At 64.3% G+C, this 24,774-nt stretch carries 19 protein-coding genes; 5 read left to right on the top strand and 14 right to left on the bottom strand.

The window, feature by feature from the left end; genetic code table 11:
• Window positions 1-35: 35 nt before the first annotated feature.
• From AC5ZG1_RS01130 to hpaR, 11 genes are all read right to left on the bottom strand, one after another.
• Window positions 36-914 carry a transglutaminase family protein gene (locus tag AC5ZG1_RS01130; RefSeq protein WP_496131763.1) on the bottom strand — a complete coding sequence of 293 codons (879 nt, stop codon included), beginning with the start codon at window positions 912-914 and terminating at the stop codon, window positions 36-38.
• Window positions 911-3,433 carry a circularly permuted type 2 ATP-grasp protein gene (locus AC5ZG1_RS01125; protein ID WP_496131762.1) on the bottom strand — a complete coding sequence of 841 codons (2,523 nt, stop codon included), beginning with the start codon at window positions 3,431-3,433 and terminating at the stop codon, window positions 911-913. The genes AC5ZG1_RS01130 and AC5ZG1_RS01125 overlap by 4 nt, the downstream gene beginning before the upstream one ends.
• A gap of 75 nt (window positions 3,434-3,508) precedes the next feature.
• Window positions 3,509-6,772 carry a transglutaminase family protein gene (locus tag AC5ZG1_RS01120; protein ID WP_496131761.1) on the bottom strand — a complete coding sequence of 1,088 codons (3,264 nt, stop codon included), beginning with the start codon at window positions 6,770-6,772 and terminating at the stop codon, window positions 3,509-3,511.
• Between the two features lie 235 nt (window positions 6,773-7,007).
• Window positions 7,008-8,531, bottom strand: a complete 1,524-nt coding sequence (locus AC5ZG1_RS01115) for a UxaA family hydrolase (RefSeq protein WP_496131760.1) — start codon at window positions 8,529-8,531, stop codon at window positions 7,008-7,010.
• Window positions 8,532-8,716: 185 nt separating this feature from the next.
• Window positions 8,717-9,496: an HpcH/HpaI aldolase family protein gene (locus AC5ZG1_RS01110; RefSeq protein ID WP_130224346.1), complete on the bottom strand. Its 780-nt coding sequence runs from the start codon at window positions 9,494-9,496 to the stop codon at window positions 8,717-8,719.
• Window positions 9,497-9,667: 171 nt separating this feature from the next.
• Window positions 9,668-10,753, bottom strand: coding sequence for a malate/lactate/ureidoglycolate dehydrogenase (locus tag AC5ZG1_RS01105; RefSeq protein ID WP_496131759.1), 1,086 nt, complete (start codon window positions 10,751-10,753; stop codon window positions 9,668-9,670).
• A 79-nt stretch (window positions 10,754-10,832) separates the two neighbouring features.
• Window positions 10,833-11,561: an ABC transporter ATP-binding protein gene (locus AC5ZG1_RS01100; RefSeq protein ID WP_496131758.1), complete on the bottom strand. Its 729-nt coding sequence runs from the start codon at window positions 11,559-11,561 to the stop codon at window positions 10,833-10,835.
• The gene (locus AC5ZG1_RS01095; RefSeq protein ID WP_456643039.1) at window positions 11,561-13,339 is read right to left on the bottom strand and encodes a branched-chain amino acid ABC transporter ATP-binding protein/permease; all 1,779 of its coding nucleotides are present in this window, start codon (window positions 13,337-13,339) and stop codon (window positions 11,561-11,563) included. The genes AC5ZG1_RS01100 and AC5ZG1_RS01095 overlap by 1 nt, the downstream gene beginning before the upstream one ends.
• Window positions 13,336-14,211: a branched-chain amino acid ABC transporter permease gene (locus AC5ZG1_RS01090; protein ID WP_130224354.1), complete on the bottom strand. Its 876-nt coding sequence runs from the start codon at window positions 14,209-14,211 to the stop codon at window positions 13,336-13,338. Before AC5ZG1_RS01090 ends, AC5ZG1_RS01095 begins: the two co-directional genes overlap by 4 nt.
• Before the next feature lie 84 nt (window positions 14,212-14,295).
• Window positions 14,296-15,441, bottom strand: coding sequence for an ABC transporter substrate-binding protein (locus AC5ZG1_RS01085; protein ID WP_130224356.1), 1,146 nt, complete (start codon window positions 15,439-15,441; stop codon window positions 14,296-14,298).
• A gap of 297 nt (window positions 15,442-15,738) precedes the next feature.
• Complete coding sequence (gene hpaR / locus AC5ZG1_RS01080; protein ID WP_130224407.1) at window positions 15,739-16,203, bottom strand: homoprotocatechuate degradation operon regulator HpaR; 465 nt, start codon at window positions 16,201-16,203, stop codon at window positions 15,739-15,741.
• A gap of 164 nt (window positions 16,204-16,367) precedes the next feature.
• Here hpaR and AC5ZG1_RS01075 point away from each other — a divergent pair, with 164 nt between their 5' ends.
• The 4 genes from AC5ZG1_RS01075 (at window position 16,368) to AC5ZG1_RS01060 (ending at window position 21,178) form a co-directional block, all read left to right on the top strand.
• Window positions 16,368-16,766: a 5-carboxymethyl-2-hydroxymuconate Delta-isomerase gene (locus AC5ZG1_RS01075; RefSeq protein ID WP_456643055.1), complete on the top strand. Its 399-nt coding sequence runs from the start codon at window positions 16,368-16,370 to the stop codon at window positions 16,764-16,766.
• Window positions 16,759-18,300 carry a 5-carboxymethyl-2-hydroxymuconate semialdehyde dehydrogenase gene (hpaE, locus tag AC5ZG1_RS01070; RefSeq protein WP_496131757.1) on the top strand — a complete coding sequence of 514 codons (1,542 nt, stop codon included), beginning with the start codon at window positions 16,759-16,761 and terminating at the stop codon, window positions 18,298-18,300. The genes AC5ZG1_RS01075 and hpaE overlap by 8 nt, the downstream gene beginning before the upstream one ends.
• 189 nt (window positions 18,301-18,489) lie before the next feature.
• A complete protein-coding gene (hpaD, locus tag AC5ZG1_RS01065; RefSeq protein ID WP_496131756.1) occupies window positions 18,490-19,473 on the top strand; it encodes a 3,4-dihydroxyphenylacetate 2,3-dioxygenase in 984 nt (327 codons plus the stop codon).
• A gap of 76 nt (window positions 19,474-19,549) precedes the next feature.
• Entirely contained in the window at window positions 19,550-21,178 is a 1,629-nt protein-coding gene (locus AC5ZG1_RS01060) for a thiamine pyrophosphate-dependent enzyme (protein WP_456643042.1), read from the top strand.
• A 117-nt stretch (window positions 21,179-21,295) separates the two neighbouring features.
• On the opposite strand, the gene alkB is transcribed toward AC5ZG1_RS01060, so the two are convergent.
• The 3 genes from alkB to AC5ZG1_RS01045 all read right to left on the bottom strand — a co-directional run bounded on the left by alkB (window position 21,296) and on the right by AC5ZG1_RS01045 (window position 24,140).
• The gene (gene alkB, locus AC5ZG1_RS01055) at window positions 21,296-21,946 is read right to left on the bottom strand and encodes a DNA oxidative demethylase AlkB (protein WP_496131755.1); all 651 of its coding nucleotides are present in this window, start codon (window positions 21,944-21,946) and stop codon (window positions 21,296-21,298) included.
• Window positions 21,947-22,111: 165 nt separating this feature from the next.
• The gene (locus AC5ZG1_RS01050; RefSeq protein ID WP_456643044.1) at window positions 22,112-22,798 is read right to left on the bottom strand and encodes a DUF2848 domain-containing protein; all 687 of its coding nucleotides are present in this window, start codon (window positions 22,796-22,798) and stop codon (window positions 22,112-22,114) included.
• Entirely contained in the window at window positions 22,791-24,140 is a 1,350-nt protein-coding gene (locus AC5ZG1_RS01045; protein ID WP_496131754.1) for an amidase, read from the bottom strand. The genes AC5ZG1_RS01050 and AC5ZG1_RS01045 overlap by 8 nt, the downstream gene beginning before the upstream one ends.
• A 216-nt stretch (window positions 24,141-24,356) precedes the next feature.
• Between AC5ZG1_RS01045 and AC5ZG1_RS01040 the strand changes: the two genes are divergently transcribed.
• Window positions 24,357-24,770: a Zn-ribbon domain-containing OB-fold protein gene (locus tag AC5ZG1_RS01040; RefSeq protein WP_208819960.1), complete on the top strand. Its 414-nt coding sequence runs from the start codon at window positions 24,357-24,359 to the stop codon at window positions 24,768-24,770.
• Window positions 24,771-24,774: the final 4 nt, after the last annotated feature.

Here is a 24,774-nt window from a genome sequence, read left to right as displayed (position 1 = left end):
CCGGGCTACGGCAGGATGCGATGCGCGTAACGGCGTCACTCCACCAGCAGCACGTCGACGGAGACGTTCAGCTTCTGCTTGCGCGAGCCGACGATGATGCCGTCGACCGGCGAGACGTCGGAGAAATCGCGGCCCACCGCGAGGGTGATGTGATCGTTCTCGACCAGGAGATCGTTGGTCGGATCAAAGCCGATCCAGCCGAGCTCGGCGCCGCACCACACCGAAACCCAGGCGTGGGTCGCGTCAGCCCCTTGCAGGCGCGGCTGTCCCGGCGGCGGGATGGTGCGCAAATAGCCGCTGACATAGGCCGCCGGCAGGCCGAGGCCGCGGAGCCCCGCGATCATCACATGGGCAAAGTCCTGGCAGACGCCGTGGCGTTTCTCGAACACTTCCGTCAGCGGCGTCGAGATCACGGTGGCCTTGGAATCATATCTGAAGTCGCTGCGGATGCGGCGCATCAGGTCGGCGGCACCGGCAACGATGCCGCCTCCTCTTGGAAAGCTTGCGGACGCGTAGGCCGTGAGCGGGGCGAGCACCGGCACCAGCGCGCTCGCAAAGACATAGCCGACCGGCGAGGATGGTCCGAGACTCGTCGCCTCGAACGCGATGTCGCGCACGCTCTCCCAGGATGGGCTCGGCGCGGTGCGGCCGGGCGCATGCCGCGAGACCGAGACGCGCGAGCGCGAGTCGATGCGCAGATTGCGATGCGCGGTCTCGATCAGGATGCTTTCGGTCAAGGTGCCGAAGAAGTCGCGCCGCGCCGTACGCTCCGCGGGCCGCGGCCTGATCTCGACGCTGTGGGAAATCAGTTGCTGCCCGCTGCCGCTTTGCGGCTCGAGCCGCAGCGAGCATCGCGCGACGCTCACCGGGCTTTCGTAGGAGTAGGTCGTGACGTGCCTGATATCGTAGATCACGCGAGGCCCGTCAGCTTCTCCGGCCGGCTCGCATTGGGCCCGTGCGGGAAATAATGCAGCCCGATGGCATCGGCGAGATTGAGCAGGTCCTGCTCCAGCGAGAACAGCGTCTTGACATCAAGGGTCGTCGCTTCCGCCGTCGCCAGCATCGCCTGCAGCGCGACCGCAAGCCGCTGCGGGCGCTCGATCATGCCGTATTCCTGCAGGCTCGGCAGTGCCGCGATGTGTTCGTTGAGGCTTTCGACCTGGAACGCGACCGAGCGCGGGTTATAGGGGTCGAGCACCGCGAGATCGCGCACCGGCGCGAGGAGCGGCGTCACCAAATAGCGCGAGCGATAGGTGATCTGACAATCGACGAGCGTCAGCAGGATGTCGAGGTCTTCGTCACCAGCCTCGTCATAGGCGAACTGCCGCGCGAAACGGGTGGTGTTGATGGCGCGCTCGGCACGGCGGCCCATGTCGAGGAAGCGCCAGCCGGCGGCGCGGTTCATGTTCTCCTGCGCAAGTCCCGCAAAGCTCGCCAGTTCCTGCAGCGTCAACTCGGCCGCGCTGATGACGCCATCGTCATCCTCGACCTCCTCGCCGAGCCGGTCCACCATCTCGGTGATGACCTGCCAGGCGTCCGGCGACAGACGCTCGCGCAGCGAGGTGGCGGTGCGCTGCGCCGAGCGGACCAGCGACAATGCCGAACCAAAGCGCTCCTCGCTCTGCAAGGCCTCGGCGGCGACCTTGGCCAAGTTCGCGCGCGCCGTCTGCGAGCTCGCGCCCCAGGCCACCAGCATGCGCTGGATGCGCTCGACCGAATGCAGGTTGGACGTGCTGCTCGGATTCGACCTCGCGGGATCGCGCATCGGCGAGCCGAGCGCGCGAATCAAGCGCAGCGTCGCTTCGGCGCGTTCGAGATAGCGGCCGAGCCAGAACAGATTGTCGGCGGCGCGGCTTGGCAACACGCCGGCGATGCGGCGGATGCGCACGGTATCGCTCGCGGGCAACAGGCTCGCGGTCGAAACCGCTTTTTCCGACACCACCCAGACATCCGCGGCGCGCGCGCCGTCGCCCATCGACACCGCGCGGGCGTCAGGCTGTTCGGCGATCCGGCAGAAGCCGCCGGGCAGGATCGTCCAGCCGTGCGGCGTGGCCGCAGCGAAGACGCGCAGCACAAAGGGGCGCGGCGTGAGCTGGCCGTTCTCCCACACCGGCGTGGTCGACAGCCGCACCAGTTCCTGGCCGACATAGTCGATGCCGCGTTCGACGATCGCATTCCGCAGCTGCTCGCGTTCGCTCGGCGACAGTTCGCCCGCGAGCACGGGGCCATGGCTGGCAAAACCCGGCACACCCCGGCCATAGGCGCTTTCGATGGCGAAATCATCGAGCCGCGACAGCACCTGTTCGCGCGCCGCCTTCTGGCCGCACCACCAGGTCGCGATATGCGGCATTTCCAGTTCTTCGCCGAGCAGGCGGCGGCAGAGGCTCGGCAGGAAACCGAGCAGCGCCCGGGCTTCAAGCACGCCCGAACCGGGCATGTTGGCGATGACCACGCCGCCTTTGCGCAGCACCTCGATCAGGCCGGGCACGCCGAGATGCGAGGAGGCGTTGAGCTCGAGCGGATCGAGCCAGTTGGAATCGACCCGCCGCAACAGCACGTCGAGCCGCTTCAGCCCCGCCACGGTGCGGATATGGACGCGGTCGCCGCTGACGGCGAGATCGTCGCCTTCGACCAGCAGGAAACCGAGATAGCGCGCCAGCGTCGCATGCTCGAAATAGGTCTCGTTGAACGAGCCCGGCGTCAACAGGCCGATGCGCGGCTCGTCGCGGTCGGCGCTGGCGCGCAGGCCATCGCGAAACGCTTCGAAGAACGGCGCGACGCGCTCGACATTCATCGACTTGTAAAGGCCGGAGAAAGCGCGAGAGAGCACCAGGCGGTTTTCCAGCGCGTAACCCGCGCCCGACGGCGCCTGCGTACGGTCGCCGAGCACCCACCAGCGGCCGTCAGGGCCGCGACCGACATCGGCGGCATAAAGATGGAGGTAGCGCCCGCCCGCCGGCTTGATGCCGCTGACGGCGCGCAGATATTCGCTGCTGCCCGCAATCGCGGCGGCGGGGATCGCGCCATCGGTGACAAGGCGACCATCGCCATAGATATCGCGCAGGATCATCTCGAGCAGTTGCGCGCGCTGCGTGATGCCGGAGACCAGCTGCTGCCAATCGGCATCATCGACGATCAGCGGCAAATGGCTCAGCGGCCACAGCCGGTCGGACGTTTCGCCGGGTGCGCGATAGGTGACGCCGGCGTCGCGCAAATGCCGGTCGGCGGCGGCGAAGCGGCGCTCGATCTCGGCCGGCGAAAGCGCGGCAAAGGCGTCGAAGAAACGGGTCCAAACCGGGCGCGGGGTGCCGTCCGGGCCGATATATTCATCGGGAATGCCGGGCAGCCGCGCATAGTCGCGCGACCACTGCGCCATGCGGCGCTGGGCCGGGCGGGCCTTGTTCTCCTGATTGTTGCCGACCGATCCGGTCATTCCCGACGCTCTGCGTTTGACGCGTTTTCTTCACGCGAACCGGTACCCACTTCGCTCGAAAACACTATGGTGCAATCAATGCAGGAGCGGCGTCCGCAAGTCGAGGGTCAGCGGGAATTCAATTGTGCGTTCTTCCGGCGGCGGCTCGATCCTGCCGGGGGTGTGGCCGTGGTCCTGGAAGCGGGCCAGCCGCCGCGCCTCGGCCTCGTAGGAATTGACCGGCTTGGTCTCGTAATTGCGGCCGCCGGGATGGGCGACATGGTAGACGCAGCCGCCGAGCGAGCGGCCGTTCCAGGTGTCGATCAGGTCAAAGGTCAGCGGCGCATGCACCGGGACGGTCGGATGCAGGCCGGAGGCCGGCTGCCAGGCCTTGAAGCGGACGCCGGCGACCGCCTCCCCCGAACGTCCGGTCGCCGTCATCGGCATCCGCCTGCCGTTGCAGGTGACGACGTGACGGCCCTCGACAAAGCCTGATGCCTTCACCTGGAGCCGCTCGACCGAGGAATCGACATAGCGGACGGTGCCGCCTGCGGACCCCTCCTCGCCCAGCACATGCCAAGGCTCGAGCGCCTGCCGCAGTTCCAGCGCGACGCCGCCATGATGGACGCGGCCGAACGCGGGAAAGCGGAACTCAAGTTGCGCGGCGTACCATTCCGGCGAGAACTCGTAGCCGGAGCGCCCGAGATCGGCGAGCACGTCCAAGAAATCTTCCCAGAGGAAATGCGGCAGCATGAAGCGGTCATGCAGCGTGGTGCCCCAGCGCACGAATTTGCCCTGCTGCGGCTCGCGCCAGAGTTTTGCGATCAGCGCGCGGATCAACAGTTGCTGCGCCAGCGACATCCTGGGATCAGGCGGCATTTCGAGGGCGCGGAATTCGACCAGGCCGAGCCGGCCGGTCGGGCCATCGGGCGAATAGAGCTTGTCGATGCAGATCTCGGCGCGATGCGTGTTGCCGGTGATGTCGACCAGGATGTGCCGGAACAGCCGGTCCGCCAGCCACAGCGGCGCTTCCACGCCCGCCGGCGGCACATGGGCGAGCGCGATCTCGAGTTCATAGAGCCCGTCATGGCGCGCTTCATCGACGCGCGGCGCCTGGCTGGTCGGGCCGATGAACATGCCTGAGAACAGATAGGACAGCGACGGATGCCGCTGCCAATACAGCACGAGGCTCTTGAGCAGATCTGGCCGGCGCAGGAACGGCGAATCCTCCGGGTTGCTGCCACCGACCACAATGTGGTTGCCGCCACCGGTGCCGGTGTGGCGCCCATCGATCAGGAAACGGTTGGCACCGAGCCGCACTTTCGCGGAGTCCTCGTAGAGGCCGAAGGTGATATCGACCGCCTCGCGCCAGTTCTGCGCCGGCTGGATGTTGATCTCGATCACGCCGGGATCGGGCGTGACCTTGATGACCTCGATGCGGGGATCGAACGGCGGCCCGTAACCTTCGATATGCACGTGCATCTGCAATTCTTCGGCGGTCGCCTCGATCGCCGTCACCAGTTCGAGATAGTCCTCGACCTTCTCGACCGGCGGCATGAAGGCGCACAGCGTGCCGTCGCGTATTTCGATCGACATCGCGGTGCGCACCGGCGGCGGCTCCGGGAGGTCTTCGAGCAGGCGCTTCAATTCTTCGTCGAAATCCGGGAGGCCGCCACGCGGCGCCATCGGATCGATCTCGATGATGTAGGGATAATCTTCCGGCGGGATGTATTCGAGCGAAGAGATCGGCAGCCGCAGGCCGAGCGGGGAATCGCCTGGCGACAGAAACAGATGGCTGCGCCGGAGCTTCCAGTGCTCGCTGCGCCAGCGGGCGCGTATGCCGGCGAGCGGACTGAAGCGCTGGATCGGGAGCACATATCCTTTTGGCGTCGTCAATCCCTGATCAAACACCCGCGCCAGACGCGAGCGCTCTTCCGGATCGGACAGTTTCGAGTTCGCAGGGCTGACATTGGCGGGAAGCGCGGCTTCGCGCTGAAGCCAAAAGGCAGGATCCTCGAAGGCCGGCATGACGTAGTCGGCCGCCAGCGCGAGCTTCTGCGCCATGGTCACGGCGAAGCGCTCGGCGTCTTTGATCTCGGCCTTGTACGGGTTTTCGATCTTCGCGATCAGATCGGCATTCTTCCAGATCGGCACGCCGTCCTTGCGCCAGTAGAGGCCGAAGGCCCAGCGCGGCAGGCTTTCGCCCGGATACCATTTGCCCTGGCCGTAGTGCAGTAAGCCGCCCGGCGCGAAACGATCACGCAGGCGGCGGATCAGATCATCGGCGAGTGCACGCTTGGTCGGACCGACCGCGGCGATGTTCCATTCCGGCGCTTCGAGATCATCGACGGAGACGAAGGTCGGCTCACCGCCCATGGTGAGCCGCACGTCTTCCGTCCTCAAGTCGATATCGACCTGTTCGCCGAGCGTATCGAGCCGCGCCCAGGATTCATCCGAGAACGGACGTGTGATCCGTGGCGCTTCGCGGATGCGCTTGACGCTCATCTCGAATGCGAAATCGACATTGGCAAATCCGGCGGTGCCGGAGATCGGCGCCGCCGAGCGGTAGTGCGGCGTGGCCGCAACGGGAATGTGCCCCTCGCCCGTCAGCATGCCCGAGGTAACGTCGAAGCCGATCCACCCAGCGCCGGGCAGATAGACTTCGGCCCAGGCATGCAGATCGGTGAAGTCGTTCTCGACCTCGCGCGGTCCCTCGACCGGATCGATGTCGGGACGCAGCTGGATCAGATAGCCGGAGACGAAGCGCGCGGCGAAACCGAGATGGCGCAGAATCTGGATCAGCAGCCATGCCGAGTCACGGCAGGAGCCCGCGCCGGCGGCCAGCGTCTCCTCCGGCGTCTGCACGCCCGGCTCCATGCGGATGAGATAGCTGATTTTCTCTCGCAGCTTCGCGTTGAGGTCGACCAGGAAATTGACGGTGCTGTCGGCCTTGCGTGGAATCTCCTTCAGGTAAGCTGCGAGCAGCGGCCCGGGCTCGATCGTTGCAAGATAGGGCGCGAGCTCGTTCTTGAGATCATTGGTGTATTGGAACGGATAGGAGGTGGCGTAGGACTCGACGAAGAAGTCAAACGGATTGATCACGGTCATCTGCGCCGTGAAATCAACCTCGATCTTCAGCTCACTGGCCTTCTCCGGAAACACCAGCCGCGCGAGCCAATTGCCCTGCGGGTCCTGCTGCCAGTTCACGAAGTGATTGGCTGGCGTGACCTTGAGCGAATAGCTCAGGATCGGCGTGCGCGTATGCGGCGCCGGACGCAGGCGAATGGTCTGAGGCCCGAGGTCGATCGGTCGGTCGTACTTGTAATGCGTGACGTGATGCAGTGCGACGAAGATCGACACGGATGGCGGACTCCAGCAGCTTTTTTGAGCAGAACACTGGTTCCGGCCGACAGCAAGCACTAACAACGGGCACGGGTGCCTATCGTCTCGGCGCGCTCTAACCCCGAGTCGTCCCGGGCTTGACCCGGGACCCATAACTACAGGGTTTAGTGATGCACGAAGCTGTAAGCGCTTGCTCGCGCCACAACGGAGATCACGCGGTATGGGTCCCGGGTCAAGCCCGGGACGACGGAGGCTACATCGTCGCGCCCAAGACCCACGGCGCGAACTCGGCGCCGCCAAAGTCAAAACTCTCGCTCTTGGTGGGCTGGCCGGATGCCGTCTTCAGCATGAGATCAAAAATGCGCTGGCCGCATTCCTGCACGGTCTCCTCGCCGTCGAGGATGGTGCCGCAATTGACGTCCATGTCGTCTTCCATGCGCTTGTACATGGGCGTGTTGGTGGCGAGCTTGATCGAAGGCGCGGGCTTGCAGCCGAACACGCTGCCACGGCCGGTGGTGAAGCAGACGAGATTGGCGCCGCCCGCCACCTGCCCGGTCGCCGCGACCGGGTCGTAGCCGGGCGTGTCCATGAACACGAAACCGCGCTTGGTCACCGGCTCCGCGTAATGCAGCACGTCGACCAGATTGGTGCTGCCGGCCTTGGCCATCGCGCCGAGTGATTTCTCCAGGATCGTGGTGAGGCCGCCGGCCTTGTTGCCGGGGCTTGGATTGGCGTTCATCTCGGCGCCTTCGCGCTGCGTATATTCTTCCCACCAGCGCATCAGGCCGACCAGCTTCTCGCCGACCTCGCGGCTGACGGCGCGGCGCGTCAAAAGATGTTCGGCGCCATAGGTCTCCGGAGTCTCGGACAAGATCACGGTGCCGCCGTGCCGCACGAGGAGATCGCTGGCAGCGCCGAGTGCGGGATTGGCGGAGACGCCGGAATAGCCGTCGGAGCCGCCGCATTGCAGCGCCACCGTGAGCTCGCTCGCGGCGACCTTCTCGCGCTTCACCTTGTTGGCGTCGGCGAGCGCTTCGCGCACGAAGGCGACGCCGGCTTCCACGGTCTTGCGGGTGCCGCCGACTTCCTGGATATCCATCGCGCGCAGACGGCCGGCGAGCTTCTGCTCCTGCATCAGGCCGCCGATCTGGTTCACTTCGCAGCCGAGGCCGAGCACGATCACGGCGGAGAAATTCGCATGCCGCGCATAGCCGCCGAGCGTGCGGCGAAGCAGCGCAAGCGGCTCGTCCTGGGTCATGCCGCAGCCGGTCTTGTGAGTCAGCGCGACGACGCCGTCGACATTCGGGAAATCGGCCAGCGGGTTGTCGCCGGTGAACGGATTCTTCTTGAAGACGTCGGCGACAAGGCTAGCGACATGGGCGCTGCAATTCACCGAGGTGAGGATGCCGATATAGTTGCGCGTAGCCACGCGGCCATCTGGACGGCGGATGCCGTCGAAGGTCGCCGGCAGATCGAAATTGGGCACCGGCTTCACGTCGACGCCATAGGCATAGTCCTTGGCGAAATCGCCCATGCCGCAATTCTGGGTGTGGACGTGCTGACCCGGCGCGATCGGCGCGGTGGCAAAGCCAATGATCTGGCCATAGCGCTTGATCGGCTCTCCTTGCGCGATCGGCTTGATCGCGACCTTGTGGCCGGCCGGAATGCGGTCGACGGTGGTGACGCCGCTGGCGACCTCAAGCCCCGGCGGCAGGCTCGCGCGCGCGATCAGCACGCTGTCATCGGGATGCAGGCGGATCACGGGTGCCGGGGCCATGGGATTCTCCTTAGTTTCGTATTCACCTCTCCCCGTTCTTACGGGGAGAGGTCGGATCGCATCGCAGATGCGATCCGGGTGAGGGGCAAGCCACGCGCTCAACTGCTAGTTCAGTGCTCGCGGATAGAGGCCCCTCACCCTACCCTCTCCCCGCGAAGAGCGGGGAGAGGGAGATAGAGAGACCGTTACGCTTTACCGCCAGATTCCTTGCGCGTCTGGTTCACCTGCATCTTGGCGTAGGTCATCATCAATCCGCTCTCGTTCGAGAGCGTGACGAGCTTGAAGCCCATGTTGATCGCACGCACCGCGCCTTCGGCGCCGCTGCAGTGGATCCCGGGGTTGAGGCCGCGCTTTCCGCACTCCTTGATGATCTTCTCGTAGATTTTGAGGATCTCCGGCTCGTCGCGGTCGAGCTTCGGCACCAAGCCATAGGAGAAGCCGAGATCGGAGGGACCGATATAGACGCCGTCGATGCCCTCGACGTCGAGGATCGCTTCCATGTTCTCGACCGCGGTCCTGGTTTCCATCATCGGCAGCAGCACGATCTCGTCGTTCGCGGTCTGCTGATAGGTGCCGGCCGAGCCGTACATGCCGGAGCGGATCGGGCCGTTCGAGCGCGTGCCCTTCGGCGGATATTTCGCATAGGAGACGAGGTTCCTGGCTTCCTCGGGCGTGTTGACCATCGGGCAGATCACGCCATACGCGCCGCCGTCGAGCACCTTGCCGATGATGCCGGGCTCGTTCCAGGGCACGCGCACCATCGGCGTCACCGGATGGCCGTTCATGGCCTGGAAGCATTGCACCATCGAGAGATAATCCTGCACACCGTGCTGCATGTCGACGGTGACGCTGTCGAAACCGCACTGCGCGATCACTTCGGCCGAAAAGCCCGACGGGATCGCCAGCCATGCGTTGACAACCGCTTTGCCCGACGCCCAGATTTGCTTGACCTTGTTATTCGCCACTTTGCCTTCCTTCCTTTTTTGTCGGACCTTCCGTCATTGCGAGCCACCCGGTCGGCGCGAAGCGCCGCCGGATGACAGGCTCCGCGAAGCAATCCATCTCACCGCAAGCTGAAACATGGATTGCTTCGTCGCTATCGCTCCTCGCAATGACGGCAATTTGTAATGACGAAGTTAACCTGTTGCCCGCTGGATGCTGACTTCGCTGACGCCGACTTCGCGCGCGGTATTCACTATCGCCGCCCAGGTATCGTCAGGCAAGGGGATGCCGTTCCTGGTGCGCTCGGCACGGGTCTTTCTTTCGGGATCGCCCGGGATCAGCACTTTATCGGTGCCGGCAATCGGCTTGGTCTCGCGGATGAAATCGACATAGCGCGAGATTTCGCCATCGAAGAAATTGGCGGGATCAACCACCTTGGGATCGACGTAGAACGCCAGCATGCCGTTGGCAAAACGCCGGTTCGGCGCGGTCGCGCCCGTTCCGGTCAGGGCGCCGCCGAGCAGTTCGCAGATGAAGGCGAGCCCCGAGCCCTTGTGCTCGCCGAACGCGCGGATCGCGCCCGTCCCATTGGTGTGATCGCGCGGCCCGTCCGGGGTATATGGCCCGTACAGCACATGAGGATCCTCGCTCAAGGTTCCGTCGGAATCGACCAGCGCGCCAACAGGTAGTTTCTTGCCGCCGCGGCTCGCAACGAGGACCTTGCCCTCGGCGACAACAGAGGTTGCGAAATCGAGCACGATCGGATCCTGGCCTTCGCGCGGGATGCCGACGCAATAGGGCGCAGTCGACAGCCGCTTCTCGACGCCGCCGAACGGCGCGACCAGCAGCGAGCCCGCGGCATTGACGAAATGCACCGACACCAGCCCTTCGGCGGCGGCCATCTCGGCCCAATCGCCGACGCGGCCGATATGGCCGGCATTGCGCAGCGCAACTGCAGCGAGCCCCGCCTTCTTGCACTTTTCGATGCCGATCTTGACGGCGACCGGCGTAACGGTCTGCCCGTAACCGAACTTGCCGTCGACGACGGCCAGCGAGGGCGTATCGACCACGACCTCGGCGGTTTGGTTCGGAACCACCGAGCCCATTTTCTTCCAGCGGATGTAGACGGGCACGCGGATCACGCCATGGCTGTCGTGCCCGGTGAGATTGGCGGTGGTCAGATATGTTGCAATGCGACGGGCTTCTTCGGGCGAGGATTCGGCGTGGGAAAAGACTTCAGCAACGAAATTGATGAGATTATCGACCTTGATCGTCACCATGGATATGTCACTCGCTCCTTGGTTTGGAGCATGATCCTTCCGGCACACCGGCTCCTCCGGATCCTCCGGATCATGCTTCTTATGCGCTGGCCTTGGCGTGACCGCCGAGATAGGCCGCAGCGATGGCCTCGTTGCCCCACAATTCGTCGGGCTTGCCGCCAAGCACAATCCGCCCCGTTTCCAGGACGAAGCCGTGATCGGCGACCGAAAGTCCCATGCGCGCATTTTGCTCGACAAGCAAGACCGTGGTGTCTTTCCTGATCTGCGAAATGATGCGGAACACCGCCTGCACGATGACGGGCGCAAGTCCCAGCGATGGCTCGTCCAGCAACAGCAGCCGCGGCTTCGCCATCAACCCGCGGGCGACGGCAACCATCTGCAATTGACCGCCGGACAGCGTCCAGCCCAGCGCGTCGGCGAAGGCGCGGATATCCGGGAACAGGTCAAACATCGCATCCGCCTCGCGCGAGATCTGCGCCGAAGAAGCCTTCCGGTTCGACGCGCCGAGCATGATGTTTTCCTTGACCGTGAGGCCCGGAAACACGCGCCTCCCCTCCGGCACATGCGAGATGCCGAGCCGGACGATCGCCTCCGGCCCACGGCCCGCGATCGACTCGCCGTCGAACAGGATTTCGCCGGATGTGGGCTTTGCGAGCCCCGAGATCGCGCGGAGCGTGGTGGATTTGCCGGCGCCGTTGGCGCCGAGCAAGGTCACCACCTGCCCCGCCTCGACGGCGATGGTGACGCCGCGCAGCGCTTCGATCTCGCCGTAGCGGACCACGAGATTGCGGATTTCAAGCAGCGGCATCATTCGCTCCCGAGATAGGCGGAGACGACATCGGGATGGCGCAGCACCGCCATGGATTCGCCGTCCGCGATGCGGCGACCGAAATTGAGCACGGTGATGTGCTGGGCAGCCTCAGAGACGAGCGTCATGTCATGATCGATGATCAGGATGGTCAGGCCCTGCGCTGCGATGCGCTTGAGCAGTTCATGCAATTCGAGCTTCTCGGTCGAGTTCAGCCCTGCGGCCGGCTCGTCCAGCAAGAGGAGCGTCGGATTGGCGGCGAGCGCACGCGCAATCTCGATCAGGCGCTGGTGGCCGTAGGAGAAGCTCGAGATCAGCTCATTGGCGCGGTTACCGAGGCCGACGAAATTCAGTGCCTCCATCGCGCGTTCGGTCAGCGCGTCCTCGCCCTTCCCGATCATGGTGTTGCCGGGCCGCTCGGCGCCGATCTCGACATTCTCGAGCGCCGTCATCGAACGGAACAGACGGATGTTCTGGAATGTGCGCCCGAGGCCCGCAGCCGTGCGCTGGTGCGGCGGCATGTGGGTGATGTCGGTGCCGTCGAGCACGATCTTGCCCGAGGTCGCCTCGTAGAGGCCGGACAGCACGTTGAGCGTCGTGGTCTTGCCGGAACCGTTCGGCCCGATCAACGCGTGGACCCCGCCGCGCCTCACCGCGATGTCGACGCCGTCGACCGCTTTCAGGCCGCCGAAATGTTTCGACAGTCCGGTGACCTCCAGCACGTAGTCGCCGCCGACGGTCGCGGGCTTCAACTGCAGCGCGGCCGCAACAGGCGGCGCCTTGGTGTGCGCGCGCCAGCGATTGAAGGCATCGGCGACGAAGCCCCAGATGCCGTCAGGCATGAAGCGGATGATCAGGATCACGAACAGGCCGTAGATGGCTAGATAAAGGCCGGGCACGCTCTTGAGGAAGCGCAGCCATTCCGGGATCAGGATCAGGAGCCCCGTGCCGATCGCCGAGCCGATCGGCGAAGCGACGCCGCCGAGCAGCGACATCGTCAGGAACACGATCGATTCCGCAAAGGAGAATTGATCGGGGCTGACGTAGGCGAAGCCACCGGCAAACAGGCCGCCCGCCAGGCCGCCGAGCAGCGCACAAAGCGCGAAGGCATAGATCTTGGTGCGGAACACGTCGATGCCGTTGACGCCGGCCGCAAGTTCGTTGTCGCGCACCGCCCGCATCGCGCGGCCGAGCTTGGTATCGGAGAGATGCCAGACCAGATAGCCGACGATCGCGAGCATGGCGACGCAGAAAGCGAGATAGCTCTGCGACGTCTGGAACAGCTCGGGACGACGGATATTGGGGACGCCGTCAGGCCCGCGCGTCAGCCAGATCGCGTTGATCATCACAAGCGTGACGATCTGCTGGAACGAGATCGTCACCATCGCGAGGTAATGCCCGCCGAGCCGCAAGGTCGACATGCCCAGGAACGCGCCGGCAAGCAGCGCGATCACGCAGCCGCCGACGAGGCAGAGCCAGAAGCTGAGATGCAGGTCGGTCGTTCCAATGCCGACCGCGTAGGCGCCGAGCCCGAAGAACGCCGCCTGCGCCAGATTGATCTGGCCGCACAGCCCGAGCACGACCGATAGGCCGAACACCGCGATTGAGAACGTCGTCGCCTGCAGCAGGATGTTGAGGATGTAGCCGTCGAACCGCAATCCTGCGGCAAGCGCCACCAGGATCGCCGCGCCGATGAAATACGGCAAATGGCGGATCACAAGCGGTTTCGAGCGGACGGCGGGTGCCGGGATCGGCACGTTGTCGCGGGGGGCGCTCATGCTTTCTCCGCCACGCGTTCGCCGAAGATGCCCTGCGGCCGGAAGATCAGGAAGGCGACCAGGACCAGGAAGGCAAAACCATCCTTGTAGGGAACCGAGATGTACGCCGCGCCAAAGGTCTCGATGACGCCGAGCGCGAGCCCGCCGATAATGGCGCCGGCGACATCGCCGAAGCCGCCAATAATCGTAGCAGCGAATGCCTTCAGCGCGATCGTCGAGCCCATCTGGATCGAGACGAACAGCACCGGCGCAACGAGAATGCCGGCCAGACCGCCGAGCACGGCGGAATAGATGAAGGTGATCATGATCATGGTGGAGACGGAAATGCCGAGCAGCGAGGCCATTTCCTTGTCCTGCGAGGTCGCCTGCAGCTTCTTGCCGAGCAGCGTCTTCTCGAAGAACCAGTAATTGAAGAACACGAGCGCGATCGTCACCGCGATGATCAACAGATACTGGCTATCGAGATAAACAGGACCAAGCTGGATGCCGGGCGTATCGAACCAGCCCTGCAGCACCTGCGGCTGCGGGCCGTAGATCGCCAGCACCGAATTCGACAGCAGGATCGAGGCGCCGATCGTGGCGATGATGACAGGCAGGAAGGTGCGGTGGCGCAGCGGATAATAAACGCCGAGATTGAAGATCACGCCAAGCAGCGCCATGCCGCCAAGCGCGATCAGGAAGGACAGCCAGTAGGGCCAGCCGAGATCGACGGAGAACACCACCATCAGATAGGCCGCGACCATGGAGAACTCGCCTTGCGCGAAATTCACCACATTGGTGGCGCGGAAGATCAGCACGAAACCGAGCGCGACCAGCGCGTAGACGGCGCCGATGCCGATGCCGGTAAACAGCAGTTGAAGGACGAGATCCATGACAAGCTCGGTTAGGAGGAACCCAGAGAATTCGCCGAAAGGTTTTCGGCCCCTCCGTGGAGAACGAAGAGGCCGAAAACGTGGTCAATCGTTGAATTCAATGTGCTTGTCGAAAACGATTTTGCCCTTGTCGTTTTTCACGATGTTGTAGCCGTGCAAACCGTCGCCGTTCTGGTCGAAATTATACTCGCCTTCGGCGCCGGGGAATTTCTTGATCGACAGGATCGCCTCGCGGATTTTTGCAGGCTCGGTCGAGCCGGCCTTGTTGATCGCCGCCGCCAGCACGGTGACCGCGTCATAGGGCCAGGAGCTCTGGTTATCCGGTGCGACCTTGACCGCATCACGATAGAGCTTGCCGAACGCCTTAGAAGCTTCGCTGGAATCTTCCGCGTAGTCCGCGACACCATAGGTGTTGTACAGCGCAGGCCCGGCGAGTTTCAGCGCGGTGATATTGACGATCGAGGGCGAGCCAACCCAGGGAATGTTGACGCCGAGCTGGCGCAACTGCCGCGCAAAGATGCCGAGGTCGTTTTCGAAGGTGAAGTAGGATCCGAGGATATCGGCGCCGGACTGCTTGATCGCGAGCACGACCGGAGTGAAGTCCTGGCTCTGGTTGGCATAGCCTTGGTCGAGCACGGGCGGGGCTCCGAGCTTTTCCAACGCAGCGGTCAGAGCTTTGCCACCTGCAGTGCCAAAAGCGTCGGTGGAATGCAGCACGGCCCATTTCTTCTTGCCGAGCGTGTTGACGCCATACTCGGCGATGACGCGCCCGGAATAGCTGTCATTCGGACGGAAACGGAACAGCCACTGATTGCCCATGTGCGTGAGGTTCGGATCGGTACCCCCGATCATCACGGGCTTGCCAAGCTTGAGCACGTCGGGCGCCATGGCGTGCACCTGGGTCGACCGGATCGAACCAAGGAAGCCGACAATGTCGGACTGCGCAGCGAGCTTGGAGAAGGCCAGCACGATACCGGGATTGGTGGTCTGATCGTCTTCGATGATCAGCTCGGCCTGCTTGCCGAGGATGCCGCCGGCCTTGTTGACCGCTTCGAGCGCGAGCTTCGCACCCTGGATGGCGTAGCGGCCGGATTCGGCGGCGGGACCGGTCACGGGCGCGCACATGCCGATCTTGATCGTGGCGCCCTGCGCTCTCGCGCTCGTGATGATGTGGGGGGCGGCAAGGCCGGCGACGACACCAGCCGCGAAATCGCGTCTCGTCAGTTTCATTGGTTTCTCCCTGAGGCCGGGCTTCTTCGTCGGCCCTTCTTGCTGTTGGCGATCCCGGGCGGGGCGCGAACCGCATGCGTACTTACGGACTCTCCGTCTCGGAGTAAATTGATATTGCGGTGTTTTCGACTAACGATGGAGGTGCAGCGTTATCCGCGCGCACAGGAAAGATGAATGCCGACGAGATCATGACTATTCCGGCAGATTCCGCGCGCCTGCCAATTCCTTTGTGCTCAAACGATGTGCAGGAAAGGCGAGCTATGCGTCCGAGCACACATCATCATGCAAATTTTGCATTTATTCGTCCGCCTCGCCCCTGCCCTCTTCCGCGCCTGACAAGCTCGCAAGACTTTCCTCGAGCGCACCGAGCATGGCCTGCAGCTCAGCAAGCTTGCGCGCGCCGTAACGTTTTGTAATGGCGGCGTAGATCGCTTCCGATGTCGGCGCGACCGCTTCGATCAGCTTCAATCCCCTCGGCGAGATCGACACCACGGCGCGACGCAGGTCCGCCTCCGCCGAACGGCGCTCGATCAGGCCGCGCGCTTCGAGGTCGCGCAGGATGCGCGACAGGCTCGGCCCCAGCAGGAAAGCGAGCCGCGCGAGGTCGGTGACCTCGATCGACTCCACCGATGTGAGCGCGCGCAGGATGCGCCATTGCTGCTCGGTCAGCGCATGATGACGCAGAGAGGGACGGAACTGCCGCATCACGGCCTCGCGCGCGCGCAAGAGCGACATCGGCAGCGAGCGCGAGAAGTCGCGCATCGGCCCCTGCCGCTTTGTCTCCGGCGTCGCGCGCGGCCGCGAACCGTTCAAGGATGATTTCTTACCTGGCATCGTCAATCTTTTGCGGCGCAACAAAGCGCAAATCAATTTACGCCGATACATTTAACATGTTAATCATTCCGGCGCATCAGGAGCGATCCACCTTGCCGCATTTCACCATCGAATATTCGGCCAACCTGGATTCCCGTCTCGACATGGGCGAAGTGGTCGAACTCGTGCGCAAGGCGGCGATCGAGACCGGCATCTTCCCGCTCGGCGGCATCCGTGTTCGCGCCGTCAGATGCGAGCACTACGCGATCGCCGACGGCCGAAACGACTACGGCTTCCTCGACATGGTGCTGCGGCTCGGAGAGGGGCGCGATCTCGCAACCCGCAAGAAGGCGGGAGACCATATCTTCAGGACGCTGTCGACCTATCTCGACCCGGTATTCGCGAGCAGCAAATTCGCGTTGTCGTTCGACATGCAGATCAACGACAAGGAGACGAGCTGGAAGCGCAACAGCATCCACGATGCGCTCAAGGTGGAGACTGTCCGTGGATAAAGCGAAGCCGAAATCGGCCGAACTATTCCAGGCCAACCGCGACCGCGCTGCGCCATTGCTGGCAAAGCTGAAGGCGGAGGGAATTGGCCACATGATCGACGGCAAGGTCGTGCCATCGACCTCCGGGCAGACATTTGAGACGAAGTCGCCGATCGACGGCGCCGTGCTGGCAAGTGTCGCGCGCGGCAATAATGAGGACGTCGATCGCGCCGCGACCGCCGCCGCCCTCGCCTTCAAGTCCTGGCGTGATATGTCGGCCTCGATGCGGCGCAAACTGCTCAATCGCGTAGCCGACGCGATCGAGGATCATGCCGACGATATCGCGGTGCTGGAATGCATCGACACGGGCCAGGCGCATCGCTTCATGGCGAAAGCCGCAATCCGCGCGGCCGAAAATTTCCGTTTCTTCGCCGACAAATGCGCCGAGGCGCGCGACGGCCTCAACATGCCGAGCGAAGAGCACTGGAACATCTCCACGCGCGTTCCGATCGGCCCGGTCGGCGTGATCACGCCGTGGAACACGCCGTTCATGCTCTCGACCTGGAAGATCGCGCCCGCGCTCGCCGCCGGCTGCACGGTGGTGCACAAGCCCGCCGAATGGTCGCCTGTGACGGCTGATCTATTGGCAAAGCTGGTGAAGGAAGCAGGCGTGCCCGACGGCGTGCTCAACACCGTGCATGGCTTCGGCGAGGAGGCTGGTAAAGCGCTGACCGAACATCCCGCAATCAAGGCGATCGGCTTCGTCGGCGAGAGCGCGACCGGGTCCGCAATCATGGCGCAGGGCGCGCCGACGCTGAAGCGTGTGCATTTCGAACTCGGCGGCAAGAACCCCGTGATCGTGTTCGAGGATGCCGATCTCGAGCGCGCGCTCGATGCCGTCGTGTTCATGATCTACTCGCTGAACGGCGAGCGCTGCACCTCCTCGAGCCGGCTCCTGGTGCAAGAGAGCATTGCGGAACGGTTCGTCGAAACGCTCACGGCGCGGGTGAAGGCGCTGAAGGTTGGCCACCCCCTCGACCCCGCAACCGAGATCGGGCCGCTGATCCATGAGCGGCACCTGGCAAAGGTCTGCTCCTACTTCGACGTGGCACGACAGGAAGGCGCGACGATCGCAGTCGGCGGCAAGCCGCATGACGGTCCGGGCGGCGGACATTATGTGCAGCCGACGCTCGTCACGGCCGCGCATTCCAAGATGCGGGTGGCGCAGGAAGAGGTGTTCGGACCGTTCCTCACCGTCATCCCGTTCCGCGATGAGCTTGATGCGGTCGAGATCGCCAACGGCGTGCAATATGGCCTCACCGGCTATGTCTGGACCGGCGACATGGGCCGCGCGCTGCGCGTGGCTGATACGCTCGAAGCGGGCATGATCTGGCTCAACTCGGAAAACGTCCGCCACCTGCCGACGCCGTTCGGCGGCATGAAATCGTCAGGCATCGGCCGCGACGGCGGCGATTATTCGTTCGACTTCTACATGGAAACCAAGCACGTCTCGCTGGCGCGCGGGACGCATAAGATACAGAGACTGGGAGTGTGATGGGCGCCACTGCATCGACAAAGACGGTGCCCCACCTCTCCCATAGGGAGAGGTCGAATTGCGCAGCAATTCGGGTGAGGCGTTGCGCTCTATCGAGGGACCTGAGCCCCTCACCCGCGCCTGCGGCGCGACCTCTCCCTATGGGAGAGGTGAAGACGAGACTGCCTTGAGCCTAGGAGCAAAACATCGATGCCCGTTCCGCAGCACGTCTTCGATCCGCCGTTCAACATCATCCGCTGCAGCCACGTCGTGCTCGACGTGACCGACCTCGCCGCCAGCCGCGCGTTCTACGAGGCCACGGTCGGGCTGCATGTCGAGGACGCGGACGACAAGGCAGTGTATCTGCGCGGCTCCGAGGAGCACCAGCATCACTCGCTGGTGCTGCGCAACGCGCAAGTCGCAGCCTGCAGCCGGCTGGGCTTCAAGGTCGGCAATGATGGCGACCTCGACAAGGCGGCGGCGTTCTTCTCCGAGCACGGTATCGACTATCGCTTCTCGGATCAGCCGTTCCAGGGCCGCACTCTGCAGTTCTCCGATCCGTTCGGCTTCCAGCTCGAGCTGTACGCGGCGATGGAGAAGCGCCCGCACCTGCTCCGCCGCTACGACCTCTATAAGGGCTGCCAGCCGCAGCGGCTGGATCATTTCAACGTCTTCGCCGCGGAGCTGCAGGACACCATCGATTTCTACGCGCGGCTCGGCTTTCGTCTCACCGAATATGGCGAGGAAGATGGCCCGAATGGACGGATCGCCGCGGCATGGATGCATCGCAAGGGCAATGTGCATGACCTCGCCTTCACCAACGGCAAGGGCCCTCGCCTGCACCATTTCGCCTATTGGGTTCCGACGGCAATGAACGTGCTGCATCTCTGCGACGTGATGGCGTCAAGCGGCTTCCTGAAGAACATGGAGCGCGGCCCCGGCCGCCACGGCATCTCCAACGCGTTCTTCCTCTATGTCAGGGATCCTGACGGCCACCGGCTCGAGCTCTACACCAGCGACTATTTCACTGGAGATCACGACCATGAGCCGCTGCGCTGGTCGCTGAAGGACCCGCGGCGCCAGACCTTGTGGGGCGCGCCCGCGCCGCGCTCCTGGTTCGAGCAGGGCTCGCCATTCACCGGACAAGCGGTGCGGGAGCCGCTGTTCGTTGCCGACGTCACGATTGCGGATTGAGCGATCGGGGCCGAAGGCGTCGGTGTGTTGCGCAACGGCGTGGTCGACGAAGTCTGAGAAGCGGATGGATAACAAGATGAGCTCAACCAGCGGCGGCGAAGCGATCGTGGGCGGCCTCGTCGCCCACGGCGTCGACACGGTGTTCGGCCTGCCCGGCGCGCAAATCTATGGCCTGTTCGACGCTTTCCATCAGGCGCAGCTCAAGGTGATCGGTGCACGGCACGAGCAGGCCTGCGGCTATATGGCGTTCGGCTATGCGCGCGCGAGCGGCCGTCCTGGCGTGTTCAGCGTGGTGCCCGGCCCCGGCGTGCTCAACGCCAGCGCGGCACTGCTCACCGCCTTCGGTTGCAACGAACCGGTGCTCTGCCTCACCGGGCAGGTGCCGACTGCATTCCTCGGCAGAGGCCGCGGCCATCTGCATGAGATGCCGGATCAACTCGCGACGCTGCGCACTTTCGTGAAATGGGCTGACCGCATCGAATATCCTGGTGCGGCGCCGGCGATGGTGTCGCGCGCATTCCAGGAGATGCTATCGGGCCGGCGCGGACCGACATCGCTCGAGATGCCCTGGGACGTCTTCACCCAGCGTGCGGCGGTCGCGCCATCAAAGCCGTTCGAGCCATTTCCGGCGCCACTGCCCGACCCTGACAGGATCAAGGCCGCGGCCACGCTGATCGCGGCGAGCAAGACGCCGATGATCTTTGTCGGCAGTGGCGCGATCGATGCCGGCGAAGAAATTCTTGAGCTTGCCGAAATGATCGACGCGCCCGTCGTCGCCTTCCGCAGCGGCCGCGGCATCGTCTCCAATGCGCACGAGCTCGGGCTGACCATGGCGGCCGCTTACAAATTGTGGCCGACGACCGACCTGATGATCGGGATCGGCACCCGCATGGAATTGCCGGCCTCGGGGTTCCGCTGGCCGTACCAGCCTGATGGCATCAAATCGATCCGCATCGACATCGATCCGGTCGAGATGCGCCGGCTGACGCCTGATGCTGCCATCGTGAGCGATGCCAAAGCCGGCACCGCCGAGCTGCTCGCGGCCGTGCGCAAGGCGCGCACCGGCAAGAGCGGCGGCCGGCGTCCGGCGATCCGCGAAGCGACCGCGGCGGCCGCGCGTGAAATCCAGCGCATCCAGCCGCAGATGGCTTACCTGAAGATTCTCCGCGAGGTGCTGCCTTCGAATGCGATCGTCACCGATGAGCTGTCGCAGGTCGGTTTCGCCTCCTGGTACGGCTTTCCGGTCTATGAACCGCGGACCTTCATCACATCGGGCTACCAGGGCACGCTCGGCTCCGGCTTTCCAACCGCGCTCGGCGCCAAGGTCGCCCATCCCGACAAGCCGGTGGTGGCGATCACGGGCGACGGCGGCTTCATGTTCGGCGTGCAGGAGCTTTCCACCGCCGTGCAACATAGCATCGGCGTGGTGACGCTCGTGTTCAACAACAACTCTTACGGCAATGTGCGGCGAGACCAGCGCGAACGCTTCGATGGCCGCGTCGTGGCGTCGGACCTCGTCAATCCGGATTTCGTCAAGCTCGCAGAATCCTTCGGCGCCGGTGCCGCGCGCGTCACCTCGCCGGATCATTTCCGTCCTGCGCTGGAAAAGGCGCTAGCCGATGGCGGGCCATACGTGATCGCGATCGAGGTGCCGACGGATTCAGAAGTGAGTCCGTGGGCGTTCATTCATCCGCCGAAACCTTGAGGCTGTCATTCCGGGATGCGCCGAAGGCGCTGGCCCGGAATCCATGGCGCCGCCGGGTCACGGGGTGAAATGGATTCCGGGTTCGCGCTGCGCGGGCCCCGGAATGACGGAGGAGAGCTACCGGGTCTTTCTAAAGGTCAGATTGATCCGCTGCCGGCCGAGCACCGCATGCTCGCCGTCGGCGAGCGGCGCGACGCCATGGAAAAACAATCGCGACGGCCCGCCCCACACCACGACATCGCCATGCGTTAGCCGATATCGAGCTGGCTTGTCGCTACGCTTCGGGCCGCCGAACAGGAACGTCGCAGGCAGGCCGAGCGACACCGAAACGATGGGCGCAGCAAAATCCGTTTCGTCCTTGTCTTGGTGCAGCGACAACCTTGCACCCGGCTCGTAACGATTGACCAGGCAGGCATCCGGCGCAAAATCGTCAAAGCCGCCCTCGGCCGCTGCCTCGCGCGCCAGGCGCACGAGCACCGGCGGCATTGCTGGCCATCGCTTTCCGGATTCGGGATCGACGCCGTCATAGCGATAGCCGCTGCGATCGGTGACCCAGCCGACGCTGCCGCAATTGGTCATTGCCACCGACATCTGATAACCGCCGGGCGTGAACATGCGGCGGAATGGCGCCTGCGCGACGAGCTCGCGCAACGCCGGGATCAGCTCAGGCTCCAGCGGGCGCGCAAATCCGCGCAGAATCACCGCGCCTTCCGCGATGGTCTCCCGCGCCGGACGCTCGGCAACGCTGTCGAATAAGTCAGCCGTCAAGCCACAACACTCGCGTTGGTCCCGAAGTGGTGGCAGATGCGCGGACTATCAACCACCCGATTTCCGATATTGAGCGTCATTGCGAGCGTAGCGAAGCAATCCACGCCTCTACACGCGGCGCTATGGATTGCTTCGCTGCGCTCGCAATGACGATGGGGCGACCACCTACCCCAAGACCGGTAGCGTCACCACATCATACGCATGGCGGATCGTTCGCTTCAGCACCGGATCCTCCAGCTCGAACTCGAACCGGCTTGCCGGGCGGATGCCGCCCTTGGCGGCGAAGGTGCCGCCGAACATGGCGCAGCCGTCGGGCAGGCCCTTGCCGTCGAAGCCGCGCGCGATCAGGTCCTTCACCGGCAGCATGCCGTCGAGCGTGCCTTCCTGATACAGAACGCGCTTGCCATCGATCCAGGCGTGGGAGCGCAGGATCATCTGGTCCCAGTGGTCGATGACGTCTTCGAGCTCCCAGAGCTCCGAGGCGATCGGCTTGTCGCACATCTGCTTCGAAACCGTGACGCTGTAGCTCTCGACCTTGCGGTCGGTGTGATCGGAGCCGCAGCCGACGAAGATGCGGCCCTGCCAGCCGATCAATACGAACTCGACCTCACCGCTGGACTCCTCGCCGCAGACTTCGATGGTGTCCTCGGTGGTCAGCCGCCGCGCCGAGCAGCGATAGTAGATCGGCGTCGTCGCCGGCCTCGCAATGCCGAGCGCCTCGAGCTCGGCGATATGCTTGTCGCGCGCCACCGGATCGCGGCCGGTCCAGCCGGCGATCACCGCCTGGTCGATCGCGAGCGTCAGCGGCGTCGCCACGCCCTTGTCGTCGATGGTGAAAGTAAGGTCATACACGGATGATGGTCTCCATTGCGGCCGCGATCTCGAAGATGCGGCGATCCGATCCGCCTGCCGCCGCGACCATCAGACCGACCGGCACATCATCTTCACGATGGGCCGGCAGCGAGATGGCGCAGCCGTCGAGCACGTTGATCAGCGTGCAGTTGCGCAGCGCGCGCAGATTTTCCGCGGTGAACGCCTTGTCGTCTTCAAGATCGGCGATCTTCGGCGGCGTGTTGGCCGTGGTCGGCAGCAGCAGCGCGTCATAGGGCGCGATGCGCTTCTCGGTGCGCGCGATGAAGGACTTTCGCGCGTTGAGGAGATCGATGTAGTCGGCGGCCAGATATCCCTCGCCGCGCGCGATGCGCGTGGCGACGCGGGGATCATAGATGTCACCCTTGCTGGCAAGCAGATAGCGGTGCCAGGCATAGCTTTCGGAAGCCGCAAACCCGCCCTTGCCGTTCATGATGCCGACATCGAGGAACTCCGGCACCTCGATCTTCTCAATCAGCGCACCAGCCTTCGACAGCGCCGCGAGCGCACGCTCGAACGTTTTGGCCACGGCATCATCGAGGTCATCGAGCGCAACCGTGGTCGGCACCGCAAAGCGAAGGCCTTTCACCGGCCGCGGCTGCAGCGGCGTCACCGGCTCGCCCGCGAGCACAGCATCGAGCGTCGCACAGCACGCAACCGAATTGGCGAGCGGACCGTAGCTGTCGAGCGAGAACGACAGCGGCACACCGCCATCAAGCGGAATGCGCCGCTGCGTCGGCTTGTAGCCAACGATGCCGTTGAAAGCCGCTGGGATCCGGCAGGAGCCGCCGGTATCGGTGCCGAGTGCGCCAAAGGCCATGCCGTCGGCGATCGATACCGCCGCGCCGGACGACGAGCCGCCGGGCACATGGCCGACGCTGCGGTTGTAGGCGCTCTTCGGCGTGCCGTAGTGCGGATTGATGCCGATACCGGAATAGGCGAACTCGGTCATGTTGGTGCGGCCGATCACGACAAAGCCGGCCGCGCGCAGCCGTGCCACCACGGGCGCATCGGCTTCCGCCGGCGCCGAATCCTCCAGCGCGCGGGAGCCGGCGCGGGTCACCTGCCCCTTGATGTCGAAGAGGTCCTTGATCGAAACGGGAATGCCGGCAAAGGGTGACGGCGCCGCATGCGCCTTGCGCAGGCGGTCCATCGCATCGGCGGCATCGAGCGCAGCGTCCTTGTCGACGTGAATGAACACGCGTTGCCCCTCGCCTGCGGGATCGGCGATCTTGGCGAGGCACTGCTCGACCAGTTGGCGGGCACTGGTGCGGCCGCTGTCGAGGTCTGCGGCGAGTGAGGCAAGGGTCGGATTGTCAGGCATGGCTTTCGATTTCAGGTCTCTTCAGGCGCGTTGTTTGAGCGCGGCAGATTTGCCGCGTGGCGGACTATTGCCCGAGACAGGCTGGCATACAAGCGCGCTGTCGTCTTCGGAATACCGCCATGCGATTGGAAACGCTGGACCGTTGACGACGGATAGTCAATTGTCGCATCACGTTTTTGAATGAGGCCTGACGGCCTGATCCAGGGAGGATGCCGAATGGCCGAAGCTGCGCGCGCAAAACCGAAACCGACGCCGGAAACCCAGCATTTCTGGGATGGCACGCAGGTCGGGGAATTGCGCCTGCAGCGCTGCGACGCCTGCTCGCATGTCTACTTCCCGCCGCGCCCGTTCTGCCCGTCCTGCGCCTCGCGCAAGGTCAGCGTGTTCAAGGCGAGCGGCAAGGGCACACTCTACAGCTACGTCATCAATCACCGTCCCGCTGCGCCCGGCTTCACGCCGCCTTACGCCATTGCGGTGGTCGAACTCGACGAGGGCCCGCGCATGATGAGCAACATCATCGACTGCCCGCAGACGCCGGAAGCGCTCGAGCTCGACATGAAGTTGGAAGTCGCATTCGAGAAGCTCGACGACAAGATCACGCTTCCTTTGTTCCGTCCGGCGAAGGGTTAAAGCG

The sequence above is a fragment of the Bradyrhizobium sp. Leo78 genome (assembly GCF_059512425.1).
This window is presented reverse-complemented; position numbering and strand designations above follow the sequence as displayed.